The 22488-nt window shown below is 43.2% G+C and carries 16 protein-coding genes and 1 pseudogene; 11 read left to right on the forward strand and 6 right to left on the reverse strand.

Annotated features, from left to right (window positions below; translation table 11 throughout):
• Positions 1 to 188 precede the first annotated feature (188 nt).
• On the reverse strand, positions 189 to 1313 hold the full coding sequence (locus tag AC5RDS_RS06640) for an IS256 family transposase (RefSeq protein ID WP_118160560.1): 1125 nt from the start codon (positions 1311 to 1313) through the stop codon (positions 189 to 191).
• 110 nt (positions 1314 to 1423) lie between these two features.
• On the opposite strand from AC5RDS_RS06640, the gene AC5RDS_RS06645 reads away from it, so the two are divergent.
• Positions 1424 to 1639, forward strand: a complete 216-nt coding sequence (locus AC5RDS_RS06645) for a nucleotidyltransferase family protein (protein ID WP_259320246.1) — start codon at positions 1424 to 1426, stop codon at positions 1637 to 1639.
• A 475-nt stretch (positions 1640 to 2114) separates the two neighbouring features.
• On the opposite strand, the gene AC5RDS_RS06650 is transcribed toward AC5RDS_RS06645, so the two are convergent.
• The 5 genes from AC5RDS_RS06650 to AC5RDS_RS06670 form a co-directional block, all read right to left on the reverse strand.
• Positions 2115 to 2876 carry a Fic family protein gene (locus tag AC5RDS_RS06650; RefSeq protein ID WP_046402418.1) on the reverse strand — a complete coding sequence of 254 codons (762 nt, stop codon included), beginning with the start codon at positions 2874 to 2876 and terminating at the stop codon, positions 2115 to 2117.
• Positions 2877 to 3497: 621 nt separating this feature from the next.
• Positions 3498 to 4493, reverse strand: coding sequence for an NUDIX hydrolase (locus tag AC5RDS_RS06655; protein WP_118160563.1), 996 nt, complete (start codon positions 4491 to 4493; stop codon positions 3498 to 3500).
• The gene (locus AC5RDS_RS06660; RefSeq protein ID WP_118160565.1) at positions 4477 to 5037 is read right to left on the reverse strand and encodes an AAA family ATPase; all 561 of its coding nucleotides are present in this window, start codon (positions 5035 to 5037) and stop codon (positions 4477 to 4479) included. The genes AC5RDS_RS06655 and AC5RDS_RS06660 overlap by 17 nt, the downstream gene beginning before the upstream one ends.
• A gap of 61 nt (positions 5038 to 5098) precedes the next feature.
• Complete coding sequence (gene dcd, locus AC5RDS_RS06665; RefSeq protein WP_013611674.1) at positions 5099 to 5617, reverse strand: dCTP deaminase; 519 nt, start codon at positions 5615 to 5617, stop codon at positions 5099 to 5101.
• 36 nt (positions 5618 to 5653) lie between these two features.
• Positions 5654 to 7348 (reverse strand): NUDIX domain-containing protein, encoded by a 1695-nt coding sequence (locus AC5RDS_RS06670; protein WP_118160567.1) that lies wholly within the window; start codon positions 7346 to 7348, stop codon positions 5654 to 5656.
• Positions 7349 to 7633: 285 nt separating this feature from the next.
• On the opposite strand from AC5RDS_RS06670, the gene AC5RDS_RS06675 reads away from it, so the two are divergent.
• From AC5RDS_RS06675 to AC5RDS_RS06720, 10 genes and pseudogenes are all read left to right on the forward strand, one after another.
• Complete coding sequence (locus AC5RDS_RS06675) at positions 7634 to 8986, forward strand: MATE family efflux transporter (RefSeq protein WP_494222270.1); 1353 nt, start codon at positions 7634 to 7636, stop codon at positions 8984 to 8986.
• A 190-nt stretch (positions 8987 to 9176) separates the two neighbouring features.
• Positions 9177 to 11093, forward strand: coding sequence for a TonB-dependent receptor (locus AC5RDS_RS06680; RefSeq protein ID WP_195305984.1), 1917 nt, complete (start codon positions 9177 to 9179; stop codon positions 11091 to 11093).
• Positions 11093 to 11491, forward strand: a pseudogene (locus tag AC5RDS_RS06685) (DUF362 domain-containing protein); the annotation flags it as partial. The gene AC5RDS_RS06680 and the pseudogene AC5RDS_RS06685, both read left to right, overlap by 1 nt.
• Positions 11492 to 11755: 264 nt before the next feature.
• On the forward strand, positions 11756 to 14062 hold the full coding sequence (locus tag AC5RDS_RS06690; RefSeq protein ID WP_195305985.1) for a TonB-dependent receptor: 2307 nt from the start codon (positions 11756 to 11758) through the stop codon (positions 14060 to 14062).
• Positions 14063 to 14090: 28 nt separating this feature from the next.
• On the forward strand, positions 14091 to 15503 hold the full coding sequence (locus AC5RDS_RS06695) for an HmuY family protein (RefSeq protein ID WP_022160969.1): 1413 nt from the start codon (positions 14091 to 14093) through the stop codon (positions 15501 to 15503).
• 102 nt (positions 15504 to 15605) lie between these two features.
• On the forward strand, positions 15606 to 19691 hold the full coding sequence (locus tag AC5RDS_RS06700) for a cobaltochelatase subunit CobN (RefSeq protein ID WP_494222269.1): 4086 nt from the start codon (positions 15606 to 15608) through the stop codon (positions 19689 to 19691).
• Between the two features lie 8 nt (positions 19692 to 19699).
• The gene (hmuT, locus tag AC5RDS_RS06705; protein ID WP_217778461.1) at positions 19700 to 20410 is read left to right on the forward strand and encodes an HmuT family protein; all 711 of its coding nucleotides are present in this window, start codon (positions 19700 to 19702) and stop codon (positions 20408 to 20410) included.
• A 29-nt stretch (positions 20411 to 20439) separates the two neighbouring features.
• Positions 20440 to 21042 (forward strand): MotA/TolQ/ExbB proton channel family protein, encoded by a 603-nt coding sequence (locus tag AC5RDS_RS06710; RefSeq protein WP_013611666.1) that lies wholly within the window; start codon positions 20440 to 20442, stop codon positions 21040 to 21042.
• The gene (locus AC5RDS_RS06715; RefSeq protein WP_113028665.1) at positions 21039 to 21371 is read left to right on the forward strand and encodes a DUF2149 domain-containing protein; all 333 of its coding nucleotides are present in this window, start codon (positions 21039 to 21041) and stop codon (positions 21369 to 21371) included. Before AC5RDS_RS06710 ends, AC5RDS_RS06715 begins: the two co-directional genes overlap by 4 nt.
• 10 nt (positions 21372 to 21381) lie before the next feature.
• The gene (locus tag AC5RDS_RS06720; protein ID WP_013611664.1) at positions 21382 to 22251 is read left to right on the forward strand and encodes a ChaN family lipoprotein; all 870 of its coding nucleotides are present in this window, start codon (positions 21382 to 21384) and stop codon (positions 22249 to 22251) included.
• The last annotated feature ends 237 nt before the right edge of the window (positions 22252 to 22488 follow it).

The following is a 22488-nucleotide window of genomic DNA, read 5'->3' on the forward strand; positions in this document are numbered from 1 at the left end:
GCTGGGGGTCGCGGGTTTGAGTCCCGTTTTCCGCTCTCTGAATGAGGTAGTTACGAAAGTAGCTACCTTTTTTATTTTGTGGTTTTTCGTGGTTTGGGGGCATCTGTTTAAACCGAGGTACCAACGATAGTGTCCCTAAAAGTGTGTATGTATCTTCTTTTCTCATTTTTGCAAAGTTATTTTTGTTTTTAATAAAATAAACTCGATTCTAAAAAATTATAAATGGGGTATTTATAAATATCTGCCTTTTGTGCCACTGTTCCCATCAGTAGAATGACAGCTTGTGGGTTCGGCATGGCGCCTCTCATATTAATGATCCTTTTATAATCTCTGTTCAGCCTTTCAATCCAGTTAGTCGTATAAATCATGCCCCTGATTTCCCTTTCATATTTGAAGTATGTAAAGTAAAATCTGTACCTTTCGTGTTGATATCTTTTGAGTTGCGGATAGTTTTTCTGCCATCTTCGGATAAACTCTTTAAATTTTTCAAATGCCTTTTCCAGAGTGGTGTCCCATTGATCGGGCGAGCAGATTTGTTTGAGTTCTTCCAGGACCTGTTTTTTATCCCCTGGCTTGACTTTACCTGCAATATTTCTTTTCAGATGAACAGTATACAATTGCAGATCGGCTTTCGGAAAAGTGTCTGCCAGTGTGTTTTCAATCCCGCTTAAACCATCACATACCAGCAGATTGACAACAGCAACACCTCTTTCTTTAAGATCTTCAAATACCTCTTTCCAGTTCGTGGCGCTTTCAGTGGGGAAGTTTACCACGGTCAATACTTCCCGGGTCCGGTCTTCCTTTACCCCTAAAACAGTGTAGTAGGCTTCATTGCTCACACATTCGTCCCGGCGTGTGAGAACATAAGTGGCATTGATATAAAGAATCGGATAACGGGTTTCAAGCTTGCGTGCCAACCAAGCGTTTACATCTTCGTGCGCCGTGTTTAAAAGGCGGCTCACCTGGCTTTTGCTATAGTGTTTACCGTAGAACTGTTCATAGATTTTTCCTACCTGCTCTGTGGTTAAACCGGAACAGTAAAGGCTGCTGACAAGCTTCTGGGCTTCTTCTTCCTGATCTTTCAAGACCCCTAGGAGCATCGGGTAGAAGTTGCTGTTACGACTGCGAGGTACACGTAATTCAAAGACTTTACCACCATGACAGACCCGACGCTCACGATAACCGTTGCTTACGTCTTCATGTGCTGTATTGTGAAGACTACGTTCTGAAAGCATTAAGCTCTCAAGACCTTGTTTTACTAAACCTTGTAAACCTTCTTCCCCATTTGTGATTTCAGAAATTATTTCCGAAATTTATTCATGTGTAAATTCTATAATTTGTCATTTTTGAAGTTTCTATTACAAAAATAATAAAACTGGGATTTACACACTTTTTGAAACACTATCCCGGAATTTAGGGTTCTATCCTCACGAATCGTTTTAATAAAGAAAACGATGTTGATTTTATAGTTAATTTCGACAAAGCACAGGTAACAGATTATTTTAGCAATTTCTTTGACTTGAAATACGCTTTAGAAGATGTTCTGGGGAGAGAAGTTGATTTACTGGAAGAACACGCTATCTGTAACCATTACTTGAAAGAAAATATAGAGCGAACCAAAGCGTTGATATATGGATAACTTTACTAAGAACACTTGCAAGATATACTTAATGCGCTTGATGACATTGAAACATTCTTTGACAGGCAACTGAAATTGTTTGAAGAATTTTGTCGAGATATACGTTTATAAAGAGCGACTGGCTTTAATCATTTAGTTGTGCTGTCTTTTCTTGAGAAGCTTCGGTTTGGGACTTTCCAAAAATAAGGATATAACATTTTTAATCTCTCCATGTTTACATGCCTGAATAAATCCATTTCATGGAGAATGGGATAGTGTTCTACACCAAACCATTCTGAATTGGAGGTTTTTCCTTTCTCATGCAATTTTATAGGAATAAACTAGTTGAATATATCAGAATATCAGATATTTATGTCTATGATAATATATTGATTCGACATTCTATGTCCAACTTTACCACACAAGGAAATTGAACTCACGAATATCTCTAAACTTTCTATCCCGATTCACCATTTATAGGTTCATAAAATTACTTTTATCCCAGAATAGAAATATACCTCTCTAAAGAGGCTTTTTCAGTTTCGGCAACCAACAAGTAAAAATCATCATGTTGTTGTTCTGTGTGAGAAGACTCCAAAGCTTTATAATAACGTAACTTCATGTCATTATCACTTTTCAGGGTAACAATGGTATAACCTTTCTGTAATAGGTAGAGGTTCATCAGAAGTCGAGAAGTACGCCCGTTGCCATCTATAAATGGATGTATCCTCACCAGTTCATTATGTAAATAGGCGGCGATAATAACTGGATGAACATTTTCTTTTTCCATGCGTTGAAATGCCAGCATGAAATCTTCCATTAGTTTCTCCAACAAATAAGGTTGAGGCGGCACGTGAGTACTACCCGAGATCATCACGGGTACGGTTCTATAACTTCCGGCGTTCTCCCTATCTATACCATGTAACACGAGTGCATGAATCTCCTTGATCGTCCTTTGACTTATTTCAATATCCTGTTTAGCAACCTCCTTTATATAGTCAATAGCTTCTGCATGATTGATTGCCTCCAAGTGTTCACGCATGGATTTACCAGAGATAGTGATTCCTTCGTTGACAACAAGTGCCGTTTCCTGTAGGGTAAGCGTGTTTCCTTCTATACGGTTACTTTCGTAAGTGTATTCGATATCTAAAGCATCCTGAATTTTCTTTAATGCCTCTACTGGCAAAGGACGCAAAGAAGATAACCGCACTTTCAATGAATCCACTTCTCTTAATAAATCAACCAACTTACTATTCATGTTGCCATATTTTTAGTTGATTACAAAAATAAGGAATAAAAATGAAAGCTTGTATTGAATGGAAAAAGAAGATTACGAGCTGAAAATTTTCTTTCCGGTCATTGTTCCATAGCGGTTTGAAAAAGATAGGTTTCAAGATTACCGACATTACCCTGAATAGCTATATTTAAAACCGTTTTTAATGCACGAACATGACGGATATTATTTCATCTTATCGTGATAGCTATTTGCTCTTTTCAAGTTATGCCATTCAAACTCCTTGTCCCATTGTTCAGGCAAAGCTATTAAATCCGGTGTTGTAATACTTCGTTGTTTACAAAATCGTAATATCAAGACAATCGGTAGACTACCACCCTGAGCATCTTGTTCTGCATTGGAAGTAATTTGAAAGACCATTTTTTGGGGGCTTTCGGCGTTGAGTTGCTTTTCATGAGGTCAGCAGAATCTAAGGAAAGTATGAATGACTTCAAGATGATATGTAGATTTTTACTAACAGCTAATAAAAGAATCCGAGAAGTGGATAAAGTCCACTGTAAATAACCGGAGTACTAAAGCGATTAAAAGCGTCAATGTTTTGTATAAGAGATAAAAGTCTGCAAGCGGGGGTAGATGGTGTTCCTTTTATTTCTGATCACTCAGGTATTTATTGGCTGCTAAATGGAGCCGCCAGATCAAATCTCTGGATACATTTTCATTTCTGGAATAAGTTTCCAATCCCAATTCATTAGCTTTTTCCCGAATCTTTTTATTCAATATACGTTCTGTTGCTTCGAAGCTGTCCAGGCATTCTTTTAGCGGGACCCGGACGAGAGCGCTGCTTTTATACTTGCATGTTTTGTTTTTTACTCTACCATCGGTAGTGCAAAGATAGATTAAATCAAAATGATGGGAATGGTGCTGTTTGCACTGGTCCGGGAGAAATTCTTTCAATAGAAATGCAGGTGGAGCGAGCCACTCTACTTCGTTGGTTATGGTGTCGTGCACTTCGGATGGTTTTTGCCCTTCTTCACACATAACCTCACAATCCACCCCGATTTCCTCATAAATTTTATTTTTTAATTTTGTCCCGGGGTTATCAATATAAGGCAGGAAATGGCCTCCGGGTGGAACCCATAATCCTTTTCCCTGCCTTAAATTTTTATTTAAAATAATGATAAAATTCACAGTGTCTCCGCCTGGTTTTTCGATCAGGATGCCTGTCGCTGCAAAGCCCAGCGATTTAATTAATTTTTTTTCTCTTTGTATCATTCTGTTCAGGTTGGACTCGAGGAGTAACCTTCCCGTGATAAAAAAACAGAATGAAATGATGAAGGGTGTATGACTGGCTGTATATTGGGGAACTTTGATCAAGAAAACCAGAATGAAAAATAGGCACAGAGAACCTATATATAAGAATAATTTAAACTGGATATCGGTTTTTTCCTTATGCCGGTAAGAAGGAATAAAATCTGCTAAAAACAACAGTATATACAGAATCAGCGATGTATAGATAATAATCGGATTATACTGTTCCAATTGGGAATGAACAGAGCCGTACAAGAGTACTAAAAGAATTCCCATCCCCCATTTGATTCCATCTAAAACCAGCGTTTCAGATACTTTACCTGCTGTTATCATCGGTGAGTATTTTGTCCATTAATTCCAGTAGATTTTGTCTGAGTATCGAAACGTCGCCGTTATTCAGAATATGGTAATCGGCTATAGCGATAGGACCGCCTTTTTCGATATTCTCGATCTCGGTATAATCGCGTCGGTCGACTTCGGCTTTGGTCAATGGCCTGAATTCCCTTTGGGCGAGTCTTTCATATCTCAATGCTTTATCGGAATGGATAGCTACTACGATAAAATTTTCCGGATATAACTCTTTCAATATTTTGTATTCCGTAAAGCTATAAAGGCCGTCCAAGAGAATGGTCGAATCGGTTTTTGCGATGGTTTCCGAAGCTATTTTGGCCAATACGCCATTGCCATGTTGGCGCCTTAAATCTTCTCTTACCATTTTCTCGTTTTCATTGTTGATTTCTAAACCCCTCTTTTTGACTTCGTTGAGAACAATGCCGCCGAAGTAAAAGAGATCGAAATTAAATTGATCTTTCAGAAAATTAGTCGCTTCACTTTTTCCTGTACCGCTCATGCCCACCAGGGCTATTATTTTTTTCATATTCGCTATTGTAAAGTTTTCTTATTGTCGGATCGTCCGTCGATTATTTGGTATGAATGGTTTATTGAAATTCTTCATACATTTTACTTGCCTGAATGCCTTCGTTATTTTGATATTTACTTTTATACATTTTGGAGCAATCTCCTAAAATCGTATGATAAAATATTTGACATATTTCGACGTTCGGATATATCCGTACCGGTTGAATACAAGATATCTCCAAAGTCCAATAACCCGAAAAACCCACGTCTCCGAAACCGGCGGTGACATGTATATATATTCCCAGACGTCCGATCGACGATCTGCCTTCGAGCATCGGGACATGATTCAGGGTTTTGGTATATTCGACGGTTCTGCCGAGATACACGATTCCGGGCTCGAGCACCAGGCCCTCGGGAGGAATCGAGATAGTCTTGGTTTCATTTTTAACTTTCATGTCCAATACATGCGAATCATATACCAGCAATTCGTTATGTAATCTCAGGTTATAACTATTCGGATTTAATCTCGAGTCGTCGAAAGGCTCGATGAATATCTCCTTGTTCAGCATGTTCTTAATTTCTAATCCAGATATGATCATATGTTCTATTTAATTTATACTATATCTCTGTTTATTTTAAGGTTCGAATACTTTTAACCAGCTTTCCGCAATATTTTCTCTGATGTCGGTAGGGACCGTCGAAATTTTTCCGGGCGCATAGCCGGGCAGTCCGTTGATTGCCAATATCATTTCAGCCCTGACCAAATGGATAAAATCTCCCATAACGGCATTATAAATAAAATTGACGGCATTCCCGTCGTTCACCAGGAAAAAATAGTTCATATTCTCATTCGAATATTTGAATATATGTTTTCTTACTTCTTGCTTTTCGTATTCTCCGGTAAATTCCAATTCCAGTTCGTCATCCGAAGACGTGACGGAAAAGATATAACATCCGTTTTTCAATTCCCTGAAATCTTCGATTTTGAGGGCTTTGTTGCCTGTGGCAGAAAACAAAATATCCGATTCTTTTATTATGGAGTCCCGGTCCGGAATCCGGTTAAGTTCATTGAATGCCGATACTCTTTTCAGCGGATTGGTATCGTAAACTGCGGGTTTTACTCCTCTCTGCAAGAGATGGGAGGCGATTGACCGACCGATTTTTCCATAACCTAAAATTCCGCATTTCAGATATTGGATCAATTTCCCGTCTTCTCGCATCAGAGCATCTGCCGAAAAAAAGACGGACTGGCCGACTAGAAAGTCTTCGTTTTCTTTTAAAGGACTTCTGGCTACAGATACGACTTTAAACGGGTAGTTCTGCTTCTTTCGCTCCGAGTCTTCGATTACATGTTCATACTTTTGATAGCCGTTCTCGGTATCTTCGATGATTAAAGCTATTCGTTCGAGGATAGTTACAGGCCAGGTCTCGTGGATGTGGGCGAAATATCCGCCAATATCGAAAAGCAGGATTTTTTCATCCGTGTTTTCCAGGATTTTAATCACTTCATTTCCCGTATCCTGAGCCATGTCTTCCCGGCATACATGCGAAATTTTAAAATCCTTTTGAACGATAGTGTAAGTCTTTTCATTGATCGAGTTGGGCTTGGGGACGATCGTTTGAATAGGGAAGATCGTATCGATGGCCCTTAAGTAATGAACGGTATCGGGGATGATATGGGAAACAACGACAGCAATATAATTTTCGCCGGTTGTCCGGGCCTTTGAAATGATATTTTCATAAAATAATCTCGTATTCAAATCGATATCGAGCAGGTCCCATATTTTTTTTACTAATTTCAGAAAGGTAACCTGGCTGGATAAACCGGATACATCACTCCACTTTAAGTTTTCGCTTTCTTCCGTGATCTTTTCTCCTTTGTAAATAAAAAAATAGCGGAGGTCGTGATGGAAGTGTTGTTTTTCGTGTTTGGCCGGATTCTCGGGTATGGGATGCGAATCGATGTCGATGGGAAATTTTTTTCCGAAGATAGGAGAAATCAGCATCAAATCGTCTTTGGCTATACTCGTTTCTTCGAGGATTTCCCTGTAAACACCGTCCAGAATGGAAACGTCCGTTTTTTCGATATGGCCTCCTGGTTGTAACCAACGTTGAAGTATAATGTGTTTGATTAAGAGTACTTTGGAGTTTTTGTAATCAAAAATAATCGCACTTCCGGTAATATGGCCGACAAAATTTTTACGGTCGAACAATTGATCCGATTCTGTTTTATCGATAAAGGTTTTGAATTGTTTTAGTCTATCGGTCTCATCCTTATATATGCTGATGTAATCCTGATAGTAACTTTTTATATTTTCGGAAGTTTCCATTTTGTAATCCACTTAAAACAAATCAGATCAATATTATCGATGCACCTGACTAAAAACAGCTATACCGCCCGGCAAATTTAGCAAATATTTGAGAAACAGAACAAACACACCCCCTAAACCTTTGTAATAAATTTCGATATGCTTTACTTTTTTATTGTGGTCTGCGATCTTTTGAAATTTCGACATCAGTTAGGGGCAGGAGTTGCCTTTTTTCTCCTACTTTTGCAGGTCTGAATTTAGTTGTGTATTATGCAGGATGGGCGTTTATCGATAGAGAGGGCACAGATGGAAGGGAAGAATAAAACATACAGTCTGGTGACCGGAAATATTACATGGGGGATGTTGTGGTTTGCTGTTCCGATGATATTGGGAAATTTATTACAGCAGTTCTATAATATCGCCGATACATTGATCGTCGGTCGGTTTTTGGGAGCCGAAGCTTTGGCTGCTGTGGGTTCGGCCTATACGTTGATGATTTTTCTGACTTCGGTCCTTCTGGGTTTATGCATGGGAAGCGGGGTTGTTTTTTCGCTTCAGTACGGAGCGAGGGATCATGAAGCTTTGAAACGTAGTATTTTTGTCTCCCTGGCATTGATCGGGGTGACTACGCTATTGTTGAATATTGCGGTTTTTGTCTGGATCGATCCTATTTTGCAGTTACTGCAGGTCCCTGCCGAAGTATATATCCTTATGCGGGATTATTTGTGGATTATTTTTGGGGGAATCGGATTTACCTTTCTCTATAACTATTATGCTTCCTTACTCCGGGCTGTCGGGAATTCTGTCCTGCCATTGGTCTTTCTGGCTGTAGCTGTTGTTCTTAACATTGTGCTCGATTTGGTTTTTATTCTGTCTTTCGGTTGGGGGGTCCGCGGAGCGGCATGGGCTACGGTCATCGCTCAGGCGGTATCGGGGATCGGACTCTGTTTCTATAGCCTTTACCGGTTTCCGGATTTCCGGATTTCCCGCCAGAATATGCAACTAAAATGGGCCACGGTCAAAGAAATTGCAACCTATTCTTCGCTGACTTGTGCCCAACAATCTGTCATGAATTTCGGTATACTGATGGTGCAGGGACTGATCAATAGCTTTGGTACGGCTGTTATGGCTGGCTTTGCTGCGGCAGTTAAAATCGATTCGTTTGCTTATATGCCTGTTCAGGATTTCGGAAATGCCTTCTCTACTTTTATTGCTCAGAATTTCGGAGCTGGAAAACACGAACGTATCCGCAAAGGAATCCGGGTCGCCGTTAGGGTTACCCTTATTTTTTGCCTTATTATTTCTGTACTCGTTTTTGTTTTGGCCAGACCACTGATGCTTATCTTTATTCCGGCACATGAAACGGAAATTATTTCTATCGGTGTAGAATATTTACGGATTGAAGGAGCTTTTTATTGTGGCATTGGTTGGTTGTTTTTATTATATGGTTTCTATCGTGCTGTTAGGAAACCCGGAATGTCTGTCGTGTTGACCGTTATATCCCTGGGTGTCCGGGTGGCCCTGGCTTATACCTTAGCTGCTATTCCGGGTATAGGTGTATGGGGAATCTGGTGGTCTATTCCTATCGGATGGTTTTTGGCAGATATTTTCGGTTGGTGTTATTATCGAATGAAACAAAGAAAATCTTTGGAGTGGTGATCTCTCTTCAAAGGTGATAAAGATTGCAGGAATTATTATAAACTGTTGTAAGTAATAAGAGGTATGTAATATTGGTAATAAATCAGGTAAAATAGATACAAACCGGATGAAACCTATTTTCTATTTTTGTAACCGAATAAGAAGTAATTCGTGGTGACGGAATATATTCAAAATGATCCAATATCTGAAAATGAAAGTAGTTGATATTTTATTTGCAGTAGTTTTACTGCTACCGGGCGGATTTATCCGGGCCCAGGAGATAAGAGACAGTCTGCCACAGGGTAGGTCGTATACGATCGATGAGGTGGTAGTGACAGGTACGCGTAATGAGACCGACATTCGCCATTTGCCGATGACGGTTTCGGTGGTGGGGCGCCAGCAGATCGAGCAGAGTAATGAATCTTCTTTGCTTCCCTTGTTGACCGAACAGGTGCCGGGGCTTTTTATTACCTCTCGGGGGATGATGGGATACGGGGTGTCGGGAGGTGCTGCCGGGCAGATGTCTTTGCGTGGAGTCGGTGGTGCTCCGCAGGAGGGGGTGCCGACGACCGGGCTGTTGGTGTTGATCGACGGACATCCTCAATATATGGGGCTTTTCGCCCATCCGATTTCCGATGCTTATCAGTCGTTTTTAGCTGAACGGGTCGAGGTACTGCGTGGGCCGGCATCGGTATTGTACGGTTCGAATGCAATGGGAGGTGTGATCAATATCGTTACCCGTAAAATGCAGGAAGATGGCATGAAGACCCATTTTAATCTGGGGTATGGCTCTTACAATACCTTGCAGACAGAAGTAACGAACCGACTGAAAACCGGACGTTTTACGAGCGTAGTAAGCGCTTCGTATAACCGGAGCGACGGACATCGGCCGGATATGGAATTCGAGCAGGCAGGAGGTTATGCGAAATTAGGATATGAGATTTCGCAGGCATGGAACGTACGGGCTGATGTAAACCTGACCCACTTCAACGCTTCGAACCCCGGTAAGGTTACCGATCCATTGATAGATAATGATCAACGGATCACCAGAGGTATGACTTCTTTTGCACTTGAAAACAATTATGAAAAAACTTCGGGTGCTTTGAGTTTCTTCTATAATTGGGGAAAGCATTGGATTAACGATGGGTATGCCGTTGGAGGGGAACCACTGGACTATCGTTTTAATTCACGGGACGATATGCTGGGACTGTCGTGGTACCAGAGTGTACAACTCTTTAAAGGAAACCGTCTCACAGCAGGGGTCGATTTCTTTCATTTCGGCGGGGAGTCCTGGAATCAACCTGTGAATGGTGGTGAACGCCAACCGCAAGTCGATAAGAAGCAGGACGAAATGGCCGGATATGTAGATTTTCGCCAACATCTTTACCGTTGGTTGACATTGGATCTGGGAGTACGTATCGACCATCATTCGCATGTGGGGACCGAATGGGTACCTCAGGCTGGATTGTCGTTCCACTTGCCTGCGAATGCAGAGATAAAACTGATGGCCGGGAAAGGTTTCCGCTATCCGACGATCCGGGAGCTTTATATGTTTCGGCCGGCCAATCCCGATTTGAGACCGGAGCGACTGTGGAATTATGAGTTGGCCTGGTCGCAGCGTTCGATGAATGGGCGGTTTTTTTATGGGGTAAATGTTTTTTATATCGATGGGGAAAATCTGATTATGAGAATGCCGGTCGATGGCAGGCAGATGAATATCAATACCGGAAAGATCGAAAATACCGGAGCTGAAGTGCAGTTTGCTTATCGTTTTTCTCCTGTCTGGTCGGTAGATGCCAATTACAGTTATCTGCATATGGAACAGCCTGTACTGGCTTCTCCCCGGCACAAGGCTTATGCCGGAGCCACTTTTTCCAAAGGCCGCTGGTCTGCCGGGACCGGTGTGCAGTATGTGGCCGGATTATATACCGGTGTAAAAATAGGAAATACGGGAAGAGATATGAAAGAAGATTTTGTGATGTGGAATTTGCAGGGACAGTTTCGGGCTGCGTCGTGGCTTCGTATCTGGGCCCGGGGAGAGAACTTGCTGGCACAACGGTATGAGATCAATGACGGATTTCCTATGCCTAAGGCTACGGTGATGGCCGGAATGAATATCAATTTTTAATCGAAACAGTCGGTAAAACAAAAGATCCGGCAGAGATGTGAGGAAATCTTCCGGTACAGGATGATTTCCTGGAATCGATGGCCGAGGCTGCGAAAGCTATTGCCGACTATTGCGGAGATTGTATTTTGTATATCAGCATTGCGAATAACCTGTCGGTGGATTGTGGTTGTGATGCACATCCGGCTGCTCCTCAGACGGGAGATATCGGTATTTGGGCTTCACTTGCTCCGGGGGCCTGGATCAGGCATGTGTCGATTGGGTGTATGTGTCCGGAGATCCCGGTAAAGTGTACTTGATAGAACGAATGGAGTCGTGTCACGGCATTCATACCCTTGAATACGCCGGAGATTATCGGGCTGGGTAACCGGAAATATGAACTTGTAGAAATGAAATTATAGCGTAATTGATTCTACCTGGGTTTATTTTTTCTTTGCTGAAGAAAGAAGTGCTTCCCGGGAATAAATCGATGTCTTTCGTCCGGCATAACTCGGCTATTTTCTTTTTTGGATTTTTCGGAGTGAGGAAGGAAACCGGTCTTTAGCTGGTTGTGTGTGATGCGTTGTTTATTCTTAGGTATTCCGGACAGTAAGAATACCCATATTTGGTGATTGTCCTCCCAACTTACTTCCCGTAATTTTGCAATCGCAATAAATTAAAAAGCGATGCTGAAAAATATCTTTATTACAATCCTATTGATTTGTTCTGTACTCGTTGTTTGGGGTCAGAAAAGTGTAAAAGTAAAAGTTTCGGGAAATATTATAACGACCGATGGTGTTCCTGCTGAATTTATCAATATCCAATTGAAAAATACGTTTTACGGAGGTACTTCGGATGGGAAAGGATATTTTGAATTTATGGCTCCGGCAGGACAATATACGATGATTGTCCAATCCATAGCTGCACATCGCCGGGAATTTCCCGTTACGATCGAAGAGGGAAAAGAAAATCATTTCGCGGATATTGAAATCCGGGAGAATGTCAATCAGCTCGAACAGGTCGTGGTTACGGGACAGTTTTCTCCTCAATCGATGCGTAATTCTTTATACAAAGTGCGGACGGTCAATAGCGAACAGATCCGTCAGAAAGCGCCTACCAGTGTACAGTCTTTGCTGAATACAGAGATCGGAATCCGGTTATCCAACGATATGGCTTTGGGTGAAACGGATTTCGAATTGATGGGGATGAGTGGAAACAATGTCAAAATATTGCTGGATGGTATTCCATTGATCGACCGGGGAGCGACGAAACAAAGTCTGAGCCAGTTAGATGTGAATAGTATCGAACGGGTAGAGATTGTCGAGGGACCGATGTCGGTGGTTTACGGTACCGATGCTTTGGCAGGGGTAATCAATATCATCACTAAAAAGGGGGATGGGTATTCGGAAGAGAATACCTGGAGAGTGGGAGCCCGGGTACAAGAGGAATCTATGGGGAAAGAGTATGATTTTTTTAAAGATAAGGGACTTCACAATGAGAGTATAGATCTGGGATTTAACCACAAAAGCGGACTTTTTGTCAATGGGGGATATACCCGCAATAATCATGGAGGCTGGCAGGGAGATTTGACCGGCCGGGAGAAACGCTGGCATCCGAAAGATCAGGCTTTGATGAATGGGATGTTCGGATTTCAGAACCGGAATATGAATGTATGGTATCGGTTGGATTTCCTCGATGAGAAGATTTTCGGTCCCAATAATGGGAGTGAACTTCAGCCGGAAAAAGTTTCCGATAAAGATTTTCTGACCAAAAGGTATACCCATCAGTTACAGTCGGATTGGAAGCTGGATAACCGTCTGGATGTCCATGCAGCTCTTTCTTATCAGGATTATAAACGGCGTACCCGGACGACGGAGAGTGATTTGTCGACCGGAGAGAAATGGCTTTCTTCTGCCGAAGCGAGTCAGGACATTACCCAGTACAAAGCCTGGATAGCCCGGGCTACGGTTGCGTGGAATATTGCACCTGAATTCAGTGTACAGCCGGGAGTAGAATATCAGTGGACGCAAGGTGAAGGCGGACGTATCGACGGTACACCGAAAGTTTCGGACCTGGCTTTTTTTCTCTCGGCCGAATATAAACCCTGGGAATGGCTGAGTTTACGGCCCGGAGTACGGACCTTTATCGTTGCCGATTACGATGCTCCGATAGCTATCCCCTCGGTATTGACCAAATTCAAGTTGACCAAACATATGGATTTACGGTTGTCCTATGCCTATGGATTCCGTTCTCCGACTTTGCAGGAACTCTATTTCTCTTTCCACAATGATAATCATGATATAGACGGGAATCCGGATTTGAAGGCCGAATATTCCCACAATATTACGGGGTCTGTTGCCTACCGGGTATTGCATAGCGAGAAAATACATCTGACAACCACTTTGAGCGGATTTTATAATGATTTCAGGGATAAGATCAGTCTGGCTCAGAATGTCGATATTCCGAATTATAATACCTATTATAATATCGACCGTTATAAAACGGTAGGCGGATCTTTGGAGAATTCGTTGAGCTGGGGAGGACTTCGGGCAAATCTGAATGTGTCGTTGATCGGGCGCTACAACCGGTATGCTACCGGGAATAAAAGTATGCCCCGATTCCGGTATTCTCCCGAAGTGAGTACCAGCATCAGTTATCACATTGAAAAGACCGGTACGGATATCAGCTTGTTCTATAAATACACTGGCGAAAGAAAAGAGTATTATTATCATGAATATACGACAGCCGATAATAAGAAAGAAAGTGAAATCTACCTGAGGGGAATGAAAAGCTATCATACCGGTGACCTTACAGTTACTCAAAAACTGACTTCATTTCTCCATCTGAATGCAGGAGTTAAAAACCTTTTTAATCTGACTTCACTCGAGACAATTGCCGAATCTCCTAACGATACGCCTTCTGTCAGCTATTTAGGCTGCGGACGAAGTTGGTCGGTGGGGTTGAGTTTCTTATTGAACGGAAAATTCAATTAGTATCAGTATAAATCAAATAAAATAAAACATGAAAAAAGTAATTTATCTTTTAGCTTGTGTCGCATTTTTAGGATGTTATTCCTGTAGTGATGACGACGATGGTTTGAAAATGCAGGATATCTCCGTAGAGTTTGCCGTATCGGATGCCGGTATGGATGGTACCGGTATAGATCTGGGGATAAAGCTTAGCCGGGCAACCAAGGAGAGTTTGGATGTTACCGTACAGATGATTTCTACGGAGGTATCCGAGTCGGATATTACCGTTACCCCGGCTCTGACTAACGGTCAGGTGGTGGTGAATATCCCTGCGGGGCAGGCTAGCGGCTCGTTTACAGTAGCTAAAGCCGACGGTAAATCTCCGGAGGGCAACGTGAAGTTTCGGATTCTGTCCCTGTCGCTGAGTGAGGGCTATAAAATCGGTACACTTCAGGAAATGAACTTGTCCTTTAGTCCGATTGTTTCTACCGGAGGAAAATTGACATTGGAAGGAAATGACGGGGCCGAAAAATATGCCAATATGGTATATGTCGATCTGAGCAATAACAGTCAGATACAAATTAAAAGAAAAAGCTGGAATCTGGGATTTTATTGCGGGGATGAATTCAGGGTTATTTTAAATTCGTCTTATGCTACGGTAGCTGTGGCATCGGAGAAAACTGACTTTGCAGCTGTGACACTCGAAGATGCTCAAAAAGCTCCTAATATTGCGGCCGGAGCGATGTCTGAAGATTTTTCCGCCGACTGGGTAGATGATGTGGAAGGCGATTTGACTAAAACAGCTTTCGGGATGATTGCAGAAAATGCAGCTGAAAATAAAGTCTTTTTTGTCGCTTCTGCCGATAACAAGACCAATACCGACGGGACAGAAAATAGAAGTCTTTGGTATAAAGTGAAAGTAACCCGTAATGGCGAAGGATACCGGGTAGAATATGGAAAAGTAGGGGATACGACACCGAAGACCGTGGAAATAGCGAAAAATCCGATCTATAATTTTGTCGGGCTTTCACTCGAATCCGGTGAGAAAGTAGATGCACAGGCCGAAGGGAAAAAATGGGATATCATGTGGGCCTATGCTGCTGCCGTTTCACAAATGGCTTCCGGTCCTGTGACTTCTTTTTCACAGGATGTGGTTACTTCTAATAGTGTAGGAGGAGTAGAGACTGCCGTGGTCATGGTGGATGAACAGACTACCTACGATAATTTTAAGGTAACGGATATAACCTCGAAGGCCGATTTTGAAAAGAAAGCCAATGTGATCGGTACTACCTGGCGTACACCTGCTATGCCGGGAGTGACGAATGCCGGCGTGAAAACAGATCGTTTTTATGTATTGAAAGATAGTTATGGAAACTATTATAAACTCCGTTTTACGAAGTTCGGTACCGGTACCGATGGCACCGAACGCGGACGGCCTGAAATAGAATATGCATTGTTGAAATAATGTAGGACATGAGCGATCAGATTTGGCTGGCAGATCCGGACTTCCCGGGACTGCCGGCCAAATGGTGTGAAAAAGCGAAATTGAAAGTTTAAATTTTAAAAGATGACAAAAAACAAAAAGTGGATAGGAACGGTTATACTTCTTCTGGTATTGTTGTGTGGCTGGATGGCTTGGAGTAAATGGGCTTCTACTACCCGGATCGGACTGGTCAATTTTCAAAATTTTCAAACGACCAGCTTAATAAAATCGAATGAAGATCAGTTTATAAAGTATGAAGAAGTCTCTCTGGAGGAATTGGGACGCCTGGACCGGTATGACTTTGTATTGGGTTTCGGTATGGGATTACGGATGACAGCCGGACAACGGGAACAACTTCAAAAGGCTGCCGATAAAGGGACTCCTGTTTATATTTATGCAGCTACGAATCCGGAAAATAATATTTGTAACCTGGATAGTATCACCAAGGCTGATATAACCTCTTACATCGGGAATGGAAATAAAAAGAATTACCGGAATATGGCCCGGTATATACGCCGGCAGATCGACCGGAAGCTTTTCTTCGTCACTCCGGCCGACACTGCGGTGGAGAGTGCTTCGGATGTACTTTTCCACTTAGATGAAAATCTTTCTTTCTCTACAGTGACGGATTATGAGAATTATATAAAAGGACATGGTTTCTATCGGGAAGGGCAACCCAAAGTGGCTATTGTCGGTGGCTTGAACGATCCTTTCAGTGGCAACCGGGATAATATCGACAGTCTGATCGTTTCATTTCAGCGTGCCGGCCTGAATGTGTATCCGATTTCCTCTTATATGAAACGGTTGGCTTTCCTGAAAGAAATCCAGCCGGATGCGGTGATTCATTTTGCCCATGGGCGTATGGTGATGGGGCAGGCCGATGCAGCTGTAGAATGGCTGAAAGAACGGAATATCCCTCTTTTTTCACCTCTGTCGATCCTGCAAACCCGGGAGGAATGGGAAAAAGATCCGATGGGGATGTTCGGCGGATTTATGTCGCAAAGTGTCGTTGTGCCGGAGTTGGATGGAGCGATCTATCCCTATGTGGTGAATGACCAGGAATTGGATAAAGACGGGGTGTATCTGTTCAAAGCGATCCCCGAACGCTTAAAGAATTTTACCGGGATTGTCAGTCACTTTATCCGCTTGAAACAAAAAGCGAATGCCGATAAAAGGGTGGCGATCTATTATTTCAAAGGAGCAGGACAATCTTCGCTGACGGCACAGGGCTTGGAGACGGTACCTTCGCTTTATAATCTGATCAAAAGACTGAAAGCTGAAGGGTATAAAGTAGAAAACCTTCCGGCTACCGAGAATGAATTCGAAAAGTTGCTGATGACACAAGGGGCTGTACTGAGTACTTATGCAGAAGGTGCTTTCGACGATTTTATGAAGAACGGTCATCCCGCTCTGGTGGAAAAGTCGGAATATGAATCATGGGTGAAACAAGCTCTTCCGCAAGGGCTCTATGCAGATGTGGTGAAGATATACGGAGAAGCTCCGGGAAACTATATGAGTACGGTAGAAAATGGAAAGTCCTATCTGGCGGTGGCTCGGATAGATCTGGGCAATGTGGTCTTATTGCCTCAGCCGATGGCGGCTGTCGGGGATGATGCTTTTGCTATTGTTCACGGCGCTAAAACCGCACCGCCGCATACCTATATCGGAGCTTATCTGTGGGCCCGATATGCTTTCGGTGCCGATGCGATGATCCATTTCGGGACACACGGTAGTCTGGAATTTACTCCTCAGAAACAGGTGGCACTCAGTAGTTACGACTGGCCGGACCGGCTGGTAGGCACTGTCCCTCATTTTTATTATTATACGATCGGAAATGTGGGAGAGAGTATGATGGCTAAAAGGCGTTCTTATGCAACGACTATTTCTTACCTGACTCCGCCTTTTATGGAAAGTAAGACCCGGGGACAGTATAAGAAACTGGAAAATGAGATTCAGACTTATTACAAAACAGATGAATCCGGGCAATTACAGGCCTCTTTGGCTGTAAAGAAAATTGCGGTGGACATGGGATTACACCGGGAACTGCGTTTGGATAGCCTGTTGGACCGTCCCTATTCGACCGAGGAGATCGAGCGTATCGAGAATTTTGCCGAGGAGATTGCCAATGAAAAAATGACCGGACAGCTTTATACGACCGGTATTCCTTATTCCCCGGAAAAAATTCGTTCATCGGTTTTGGCGATGAGCACAGATCCGATAGCTTATAGCTTGGCAGCTTTGGATAAACAAAATGGAAAAGTGTCTGATAAACAATTGAATAGTAAGGTGTTTTTTACTCAGCGATATCTGGATCCGGCCAAACGGTTGGTCAGTCAGGTACTGGACGGTAAAAAAGCCGATGAGGCACTGGTTTGTCAGATCGCGGGGATCACTCCTGAAAAATTGAAAGAAGCACATACGATTCTTACTCCTCCGAAAAGGGGGATGATGGGGAAAGGTAAGGCGAAACCGGTAGTGCAGTATACCAATGAACAGAAAGCGGAAGCCCGGGCGATCACCGAAGTGGAACGTACGATTACGAATATTGTGAATTATAAGCTGGCTTTGGAAAATAGTCCGGAGCAGGAAATGCAGTCGGTATTGAATGCTTTGTCGGGTGGATATATCGCTCCCACTTCGGGAGGAGATGCAGTCGCTAATCCGCAGGCAGTACCTACCGGTCGTAATTTATATGCTGTCAATGCCGAGGCCACTCCATCGGAACAGGCTTGGACGAAAGGAAAAGAATTGGTCGAAAATACGCTTGCTCAATACCGGAAGACTCACGGTGATTATCCTCGTAAAGTGAGTTATACTTTCTGGAGCAGTGAATTTATCGAAAGTGAAGGAGCGACTATAGCACAAGTGCTTTATATGTTGGGTGTAGAGCCGGTGCGTGATGCTTATGGACGGGTGTCGGACCTGCGTTTGATTCCTTCGGAAACTTTGGGACGTCCCCGTATCGACGTGGTGGTTCAGACCTCCGGGCAATTCCGGGATTTAGCGGCTTCACGGCTTGCGTTGATCTCGAGAGCTGTGGAAATGGCGGCCGCTTCTGCAAATGATAAATACGACAATCGGGTGGCGGAAAGCACGGTAGAGACGGAACGGTTACTGGTGGAACAGGGAGTTTCGCCTAAAGAAGCCCGCGAAATGTCTGCAAAACGAGTGTTCGGTGGTGTGAACGGCATGTACGGAACCGGAATTCAGGGAATGATCACCAGTGGGGATAAATGGGAAGATGAAAAAGAAATAGCCGATACCTACATCAATAATATGGGGGCTGTCTACGGAAGTGAGAAAGAATGGGGAGAAATGAAAAGCGGATTGTTGCGGGCCGTATTACACCATACGGATGTTGTCGTTCAACCCCGGCAAAGCAATACCTGGGGAGCATTGAGCCTGGATCATGTATATGAGTTTATGGGAGGCATGAACTTGGCTGTACGTAATGTCACCGGTAAAGATCCCGAGGCTTATTTTGCCGATTACCGGAATCGCAACCGGGTGAGAATGCAGGATTTGAAGGAGGCTATCGGAGTGGAATCGCGTTCGACGATTTTCAATCCGGAATATATCAAAGAAGTGATGAAAGGAGGGGCGTCGAGTGCTTCACAGATTACAGAAGTGGTAACGAACACTTACGGGTGGAATGTCACCAAGCCTGAAGTAATCGACGACGCTATGTGGAATCAGATTTATGATGTTTATGTGACGGATTCTTACAAGTTGGGAACCGAAGATTTTTTCAAACAACAAAATCCGGCCGCTTTGCAGGAGATCACAGCAGTGATGCTCGAGACTGCCCGGAAGGGGATGTGGGAGGCTTCGGAACAACAGATCAGTACCCTGGCAAATTTGCATACCGATCTGGTGAAAGAGTTCGGATCGGCCGGGAGCGGATTTGCCGGAGGAAATGCCAAACTGCAGGATTATATCGCCAGCCGGGTACAGCCGGAACGTGCCACTGTTTACAAAGAGCAGATTCAATCCATGAAAACGGCTCAGGTGGCTACCGATAAAAAAGGAATGGTCCTGAAAAAAGATGAGGTAGCTCAGGCTGAACGGGGAGAGAAAAATGCGTTGAACGGCGTATGGATCGCTGGTGGGGTATTCGCTCTGTTTGTGATACTGTTGCTGGTTTTGAAGAAAAAAAGAAAAGGGAATTAAATATCGATATGGAATTAGTTATCAGTATACTTATCTTATTTATCCTGGTCAATTGCCTGTTGAAGCTTAGTTTTTGGAAAGGCTGGCAGGCAGCTTTGTTCGGATTGATCTGTGGTATTTTCATTACCGCTACTTATCCGGTTGCTATCCTGCAATCCAAAACCCAGCTGGCCGACTACCTTCAGAATACAGTGGCTTTGCAAAATATGGCAGTGATCATTACGCTCGAGGCTGTCGTTTGTTTTGCGTATTGTGTGGCTGTATTGCGGGGATGGTTCGGCCAACAGGAAAAGTGGTGGGTGAAGCCCTTGAAATGGTATCCGACCCTACTTATTTTTCCCGTCCTGTTTTATTTACAGACCGAGCTGATCTTTAGCTTTCCGGGGATATCCTTTTCAATCCTATCTTATGTTTTTGCTATAGGGGTGGTGGTGATGATTCCTCTGCTGTGTTACTTTTTCAGGTATCTTTTACCTGAAAAAGAATTGCGGCTGGAAGTACATTTTCTCGTTAGTCTTTTTGTCTGTATTATCGGCTTGCTGACTACAGTGAATGGAAATGTTACTTATCAGGCAGTTAAAGAACCGACAAATTGGAAGGCATTGGCTTTTGCTTTTGGCTTGTTTCTGATCTTTTTTTTGCTGGGTATGGGGTGGAATAAATTGAAATGGGTCCTTTTACAGAAACGAGGTACCCGCAAAACGACTTCTCGTAAATAATCGATAATATTTAAATTAAACTATAATCTATGGAAACTATTTCACAAGTGCTTTTTTGGGTGGCCAACAGCCTGCTTATACCGGATATTATTCTTTTATTATTGTTGTTTATCCGGTCGTTGTTGCTAATCGGAGGAGTTTATAATCAATACATGACCAAACGGAAAAATGACAAACAGATGAACAGACTGATCAAAGAACTGACGCCCGATACGATCGGTGAACTGAAAGGTGCTTTACCCGGTAGGGATAACTCTTTGTATATCCGTTACCTCCGTGATTTATTGACCACACCTCCCAGTCCGGATTATTCGGATTATCTGATCACGAATTTTGAGAACGATGCAGAGAAGGATGTTATTCTTTCGAAGTTACTGGCTAAGATGGGACCGGTATTGGGATTGATCGGAACCTTGATTGCTATGAGCCCTGCCTTAGTGGGACTTTCTACCGGAGATATCGCCGGTATGGCTTATAATATGCAGGTGGTTTTTGCAACTACGGTTGTCGGTTTGGTAGTTAGTGCCGTCGGTTTGGTGTCGTTGCAATTTAAACAACGCTGGTATGCAAAAGATGTGAATAATCTGGATTATGTGGCCCGGAAGTTAAACGAGAAAAATACAGAAGCATGAGAACAGCGAGGCGAAAGAGCAAATTTGCCGTTCAGGAAGATGCCGATCCGCTGAGTGTGGTGGTCAACCTGTTCGATGTGGCTATGGTTTTTGCGGTAGCCCTGATGGTGGCAATGGTGATGCACATGAATATGACCGAAGTTTTTACTCAGGAAGATTTTACTATCGTGAAAAATCCTGGGAAAGACAATATGGAGATTATCATGAAAGAGGGAAATAAAATCAATAAATATACGCCTTCGAACGAACAAAACTCCGGCTCGAAAGGAAAAAGGGTTGGTATAGCTTATGAACTTGAAAACGGAGAAATTATCTATGTGCCTGAATAATAGAAAGATGATGAAAATAGGAATGATAATAATACTTTGGTTCTGTCTGACTGGCGGCTTGGTCGTTGCTCAGGAGAAAAGAGCCTATACTTTATTCGATGCCGACGGGCAGGAAACCGACTATGCCCATATGATGAGTGTTTTGGGTGAACAACAGGTTGTATTTATCGGAGAGATACACAATTGTCCGATAGCACATTGGATGGAATATGAGATTGTCCGGGATCTATATGCTCTTCATAAAGATCGGTTGATGATCGGGGCTGAAATGTTCGAACGGGACGATCAACTGGTGTTGGATGAATATTTGAGTGGATTGATTACAGCCGAGCGTTTCACTAAGGAAGCAAAACTATGGCCGAATTATCCGACCGACTATAAAAAGATCGTAGAGTTTGCTAAAACCAACCGGATTCCTTTCGTTGCTACGAATGTACCCCGCAGGTATGCCGCTATGGTATCCCGCGGAGGATTCGGGGCTTTGGAACAATTGTCGGAAGAAGCGAAAAATTATATCGCACCGCTGCCTTTAAATTATGTCCGGAATGAAGGGGTTGAAACATATTTCCGTTCGATGGAAATGCCGGGAGCTAAAAAAGAGGATACGGAGAAGCTGGCCAAAGCTCAGGCTTTGAAGGATGCAACGATGGGATGGTCGATTGCTCAGAACATCGGATCGTACTTTGTCCACTTGAACGGCAGCTTTCATTCTGCTAACCAAGCCGGAATCATCACTTATCTCAACCGGTATCGCCCCGGTTTGAAAATAGCCACCGTTGAAGTGGTGCGTCAGGAAAAGACGGATAAACTGGATAAGGATGTCATGCGAAAAGCCGATTTTTATATTTGTGTCCCTACGGATATGACAACGACCTATTGAAAAGAAGTTGCGAATCTCAAGTTATAGGTAGGTTTATTTTGTTACTTGTTCGTCTTCGGTATTCGTGTTCGGGGCCCCGGTCGCTTCTGTCGGTCGTCTACCTTTTTCTATCACTGACCGGCGGAACTCCTCGCAGGCTCGTCAGACACCACCGGTCGGGCGTTCAGAAAAAGCAAGACGACACTCGCCAGAGCTCCAATGGTCCCCGAACACGAACACCTCCGACTTACGTTATCA

The organism is Odoribacter sp. (genome assembly GCF_985060555.1).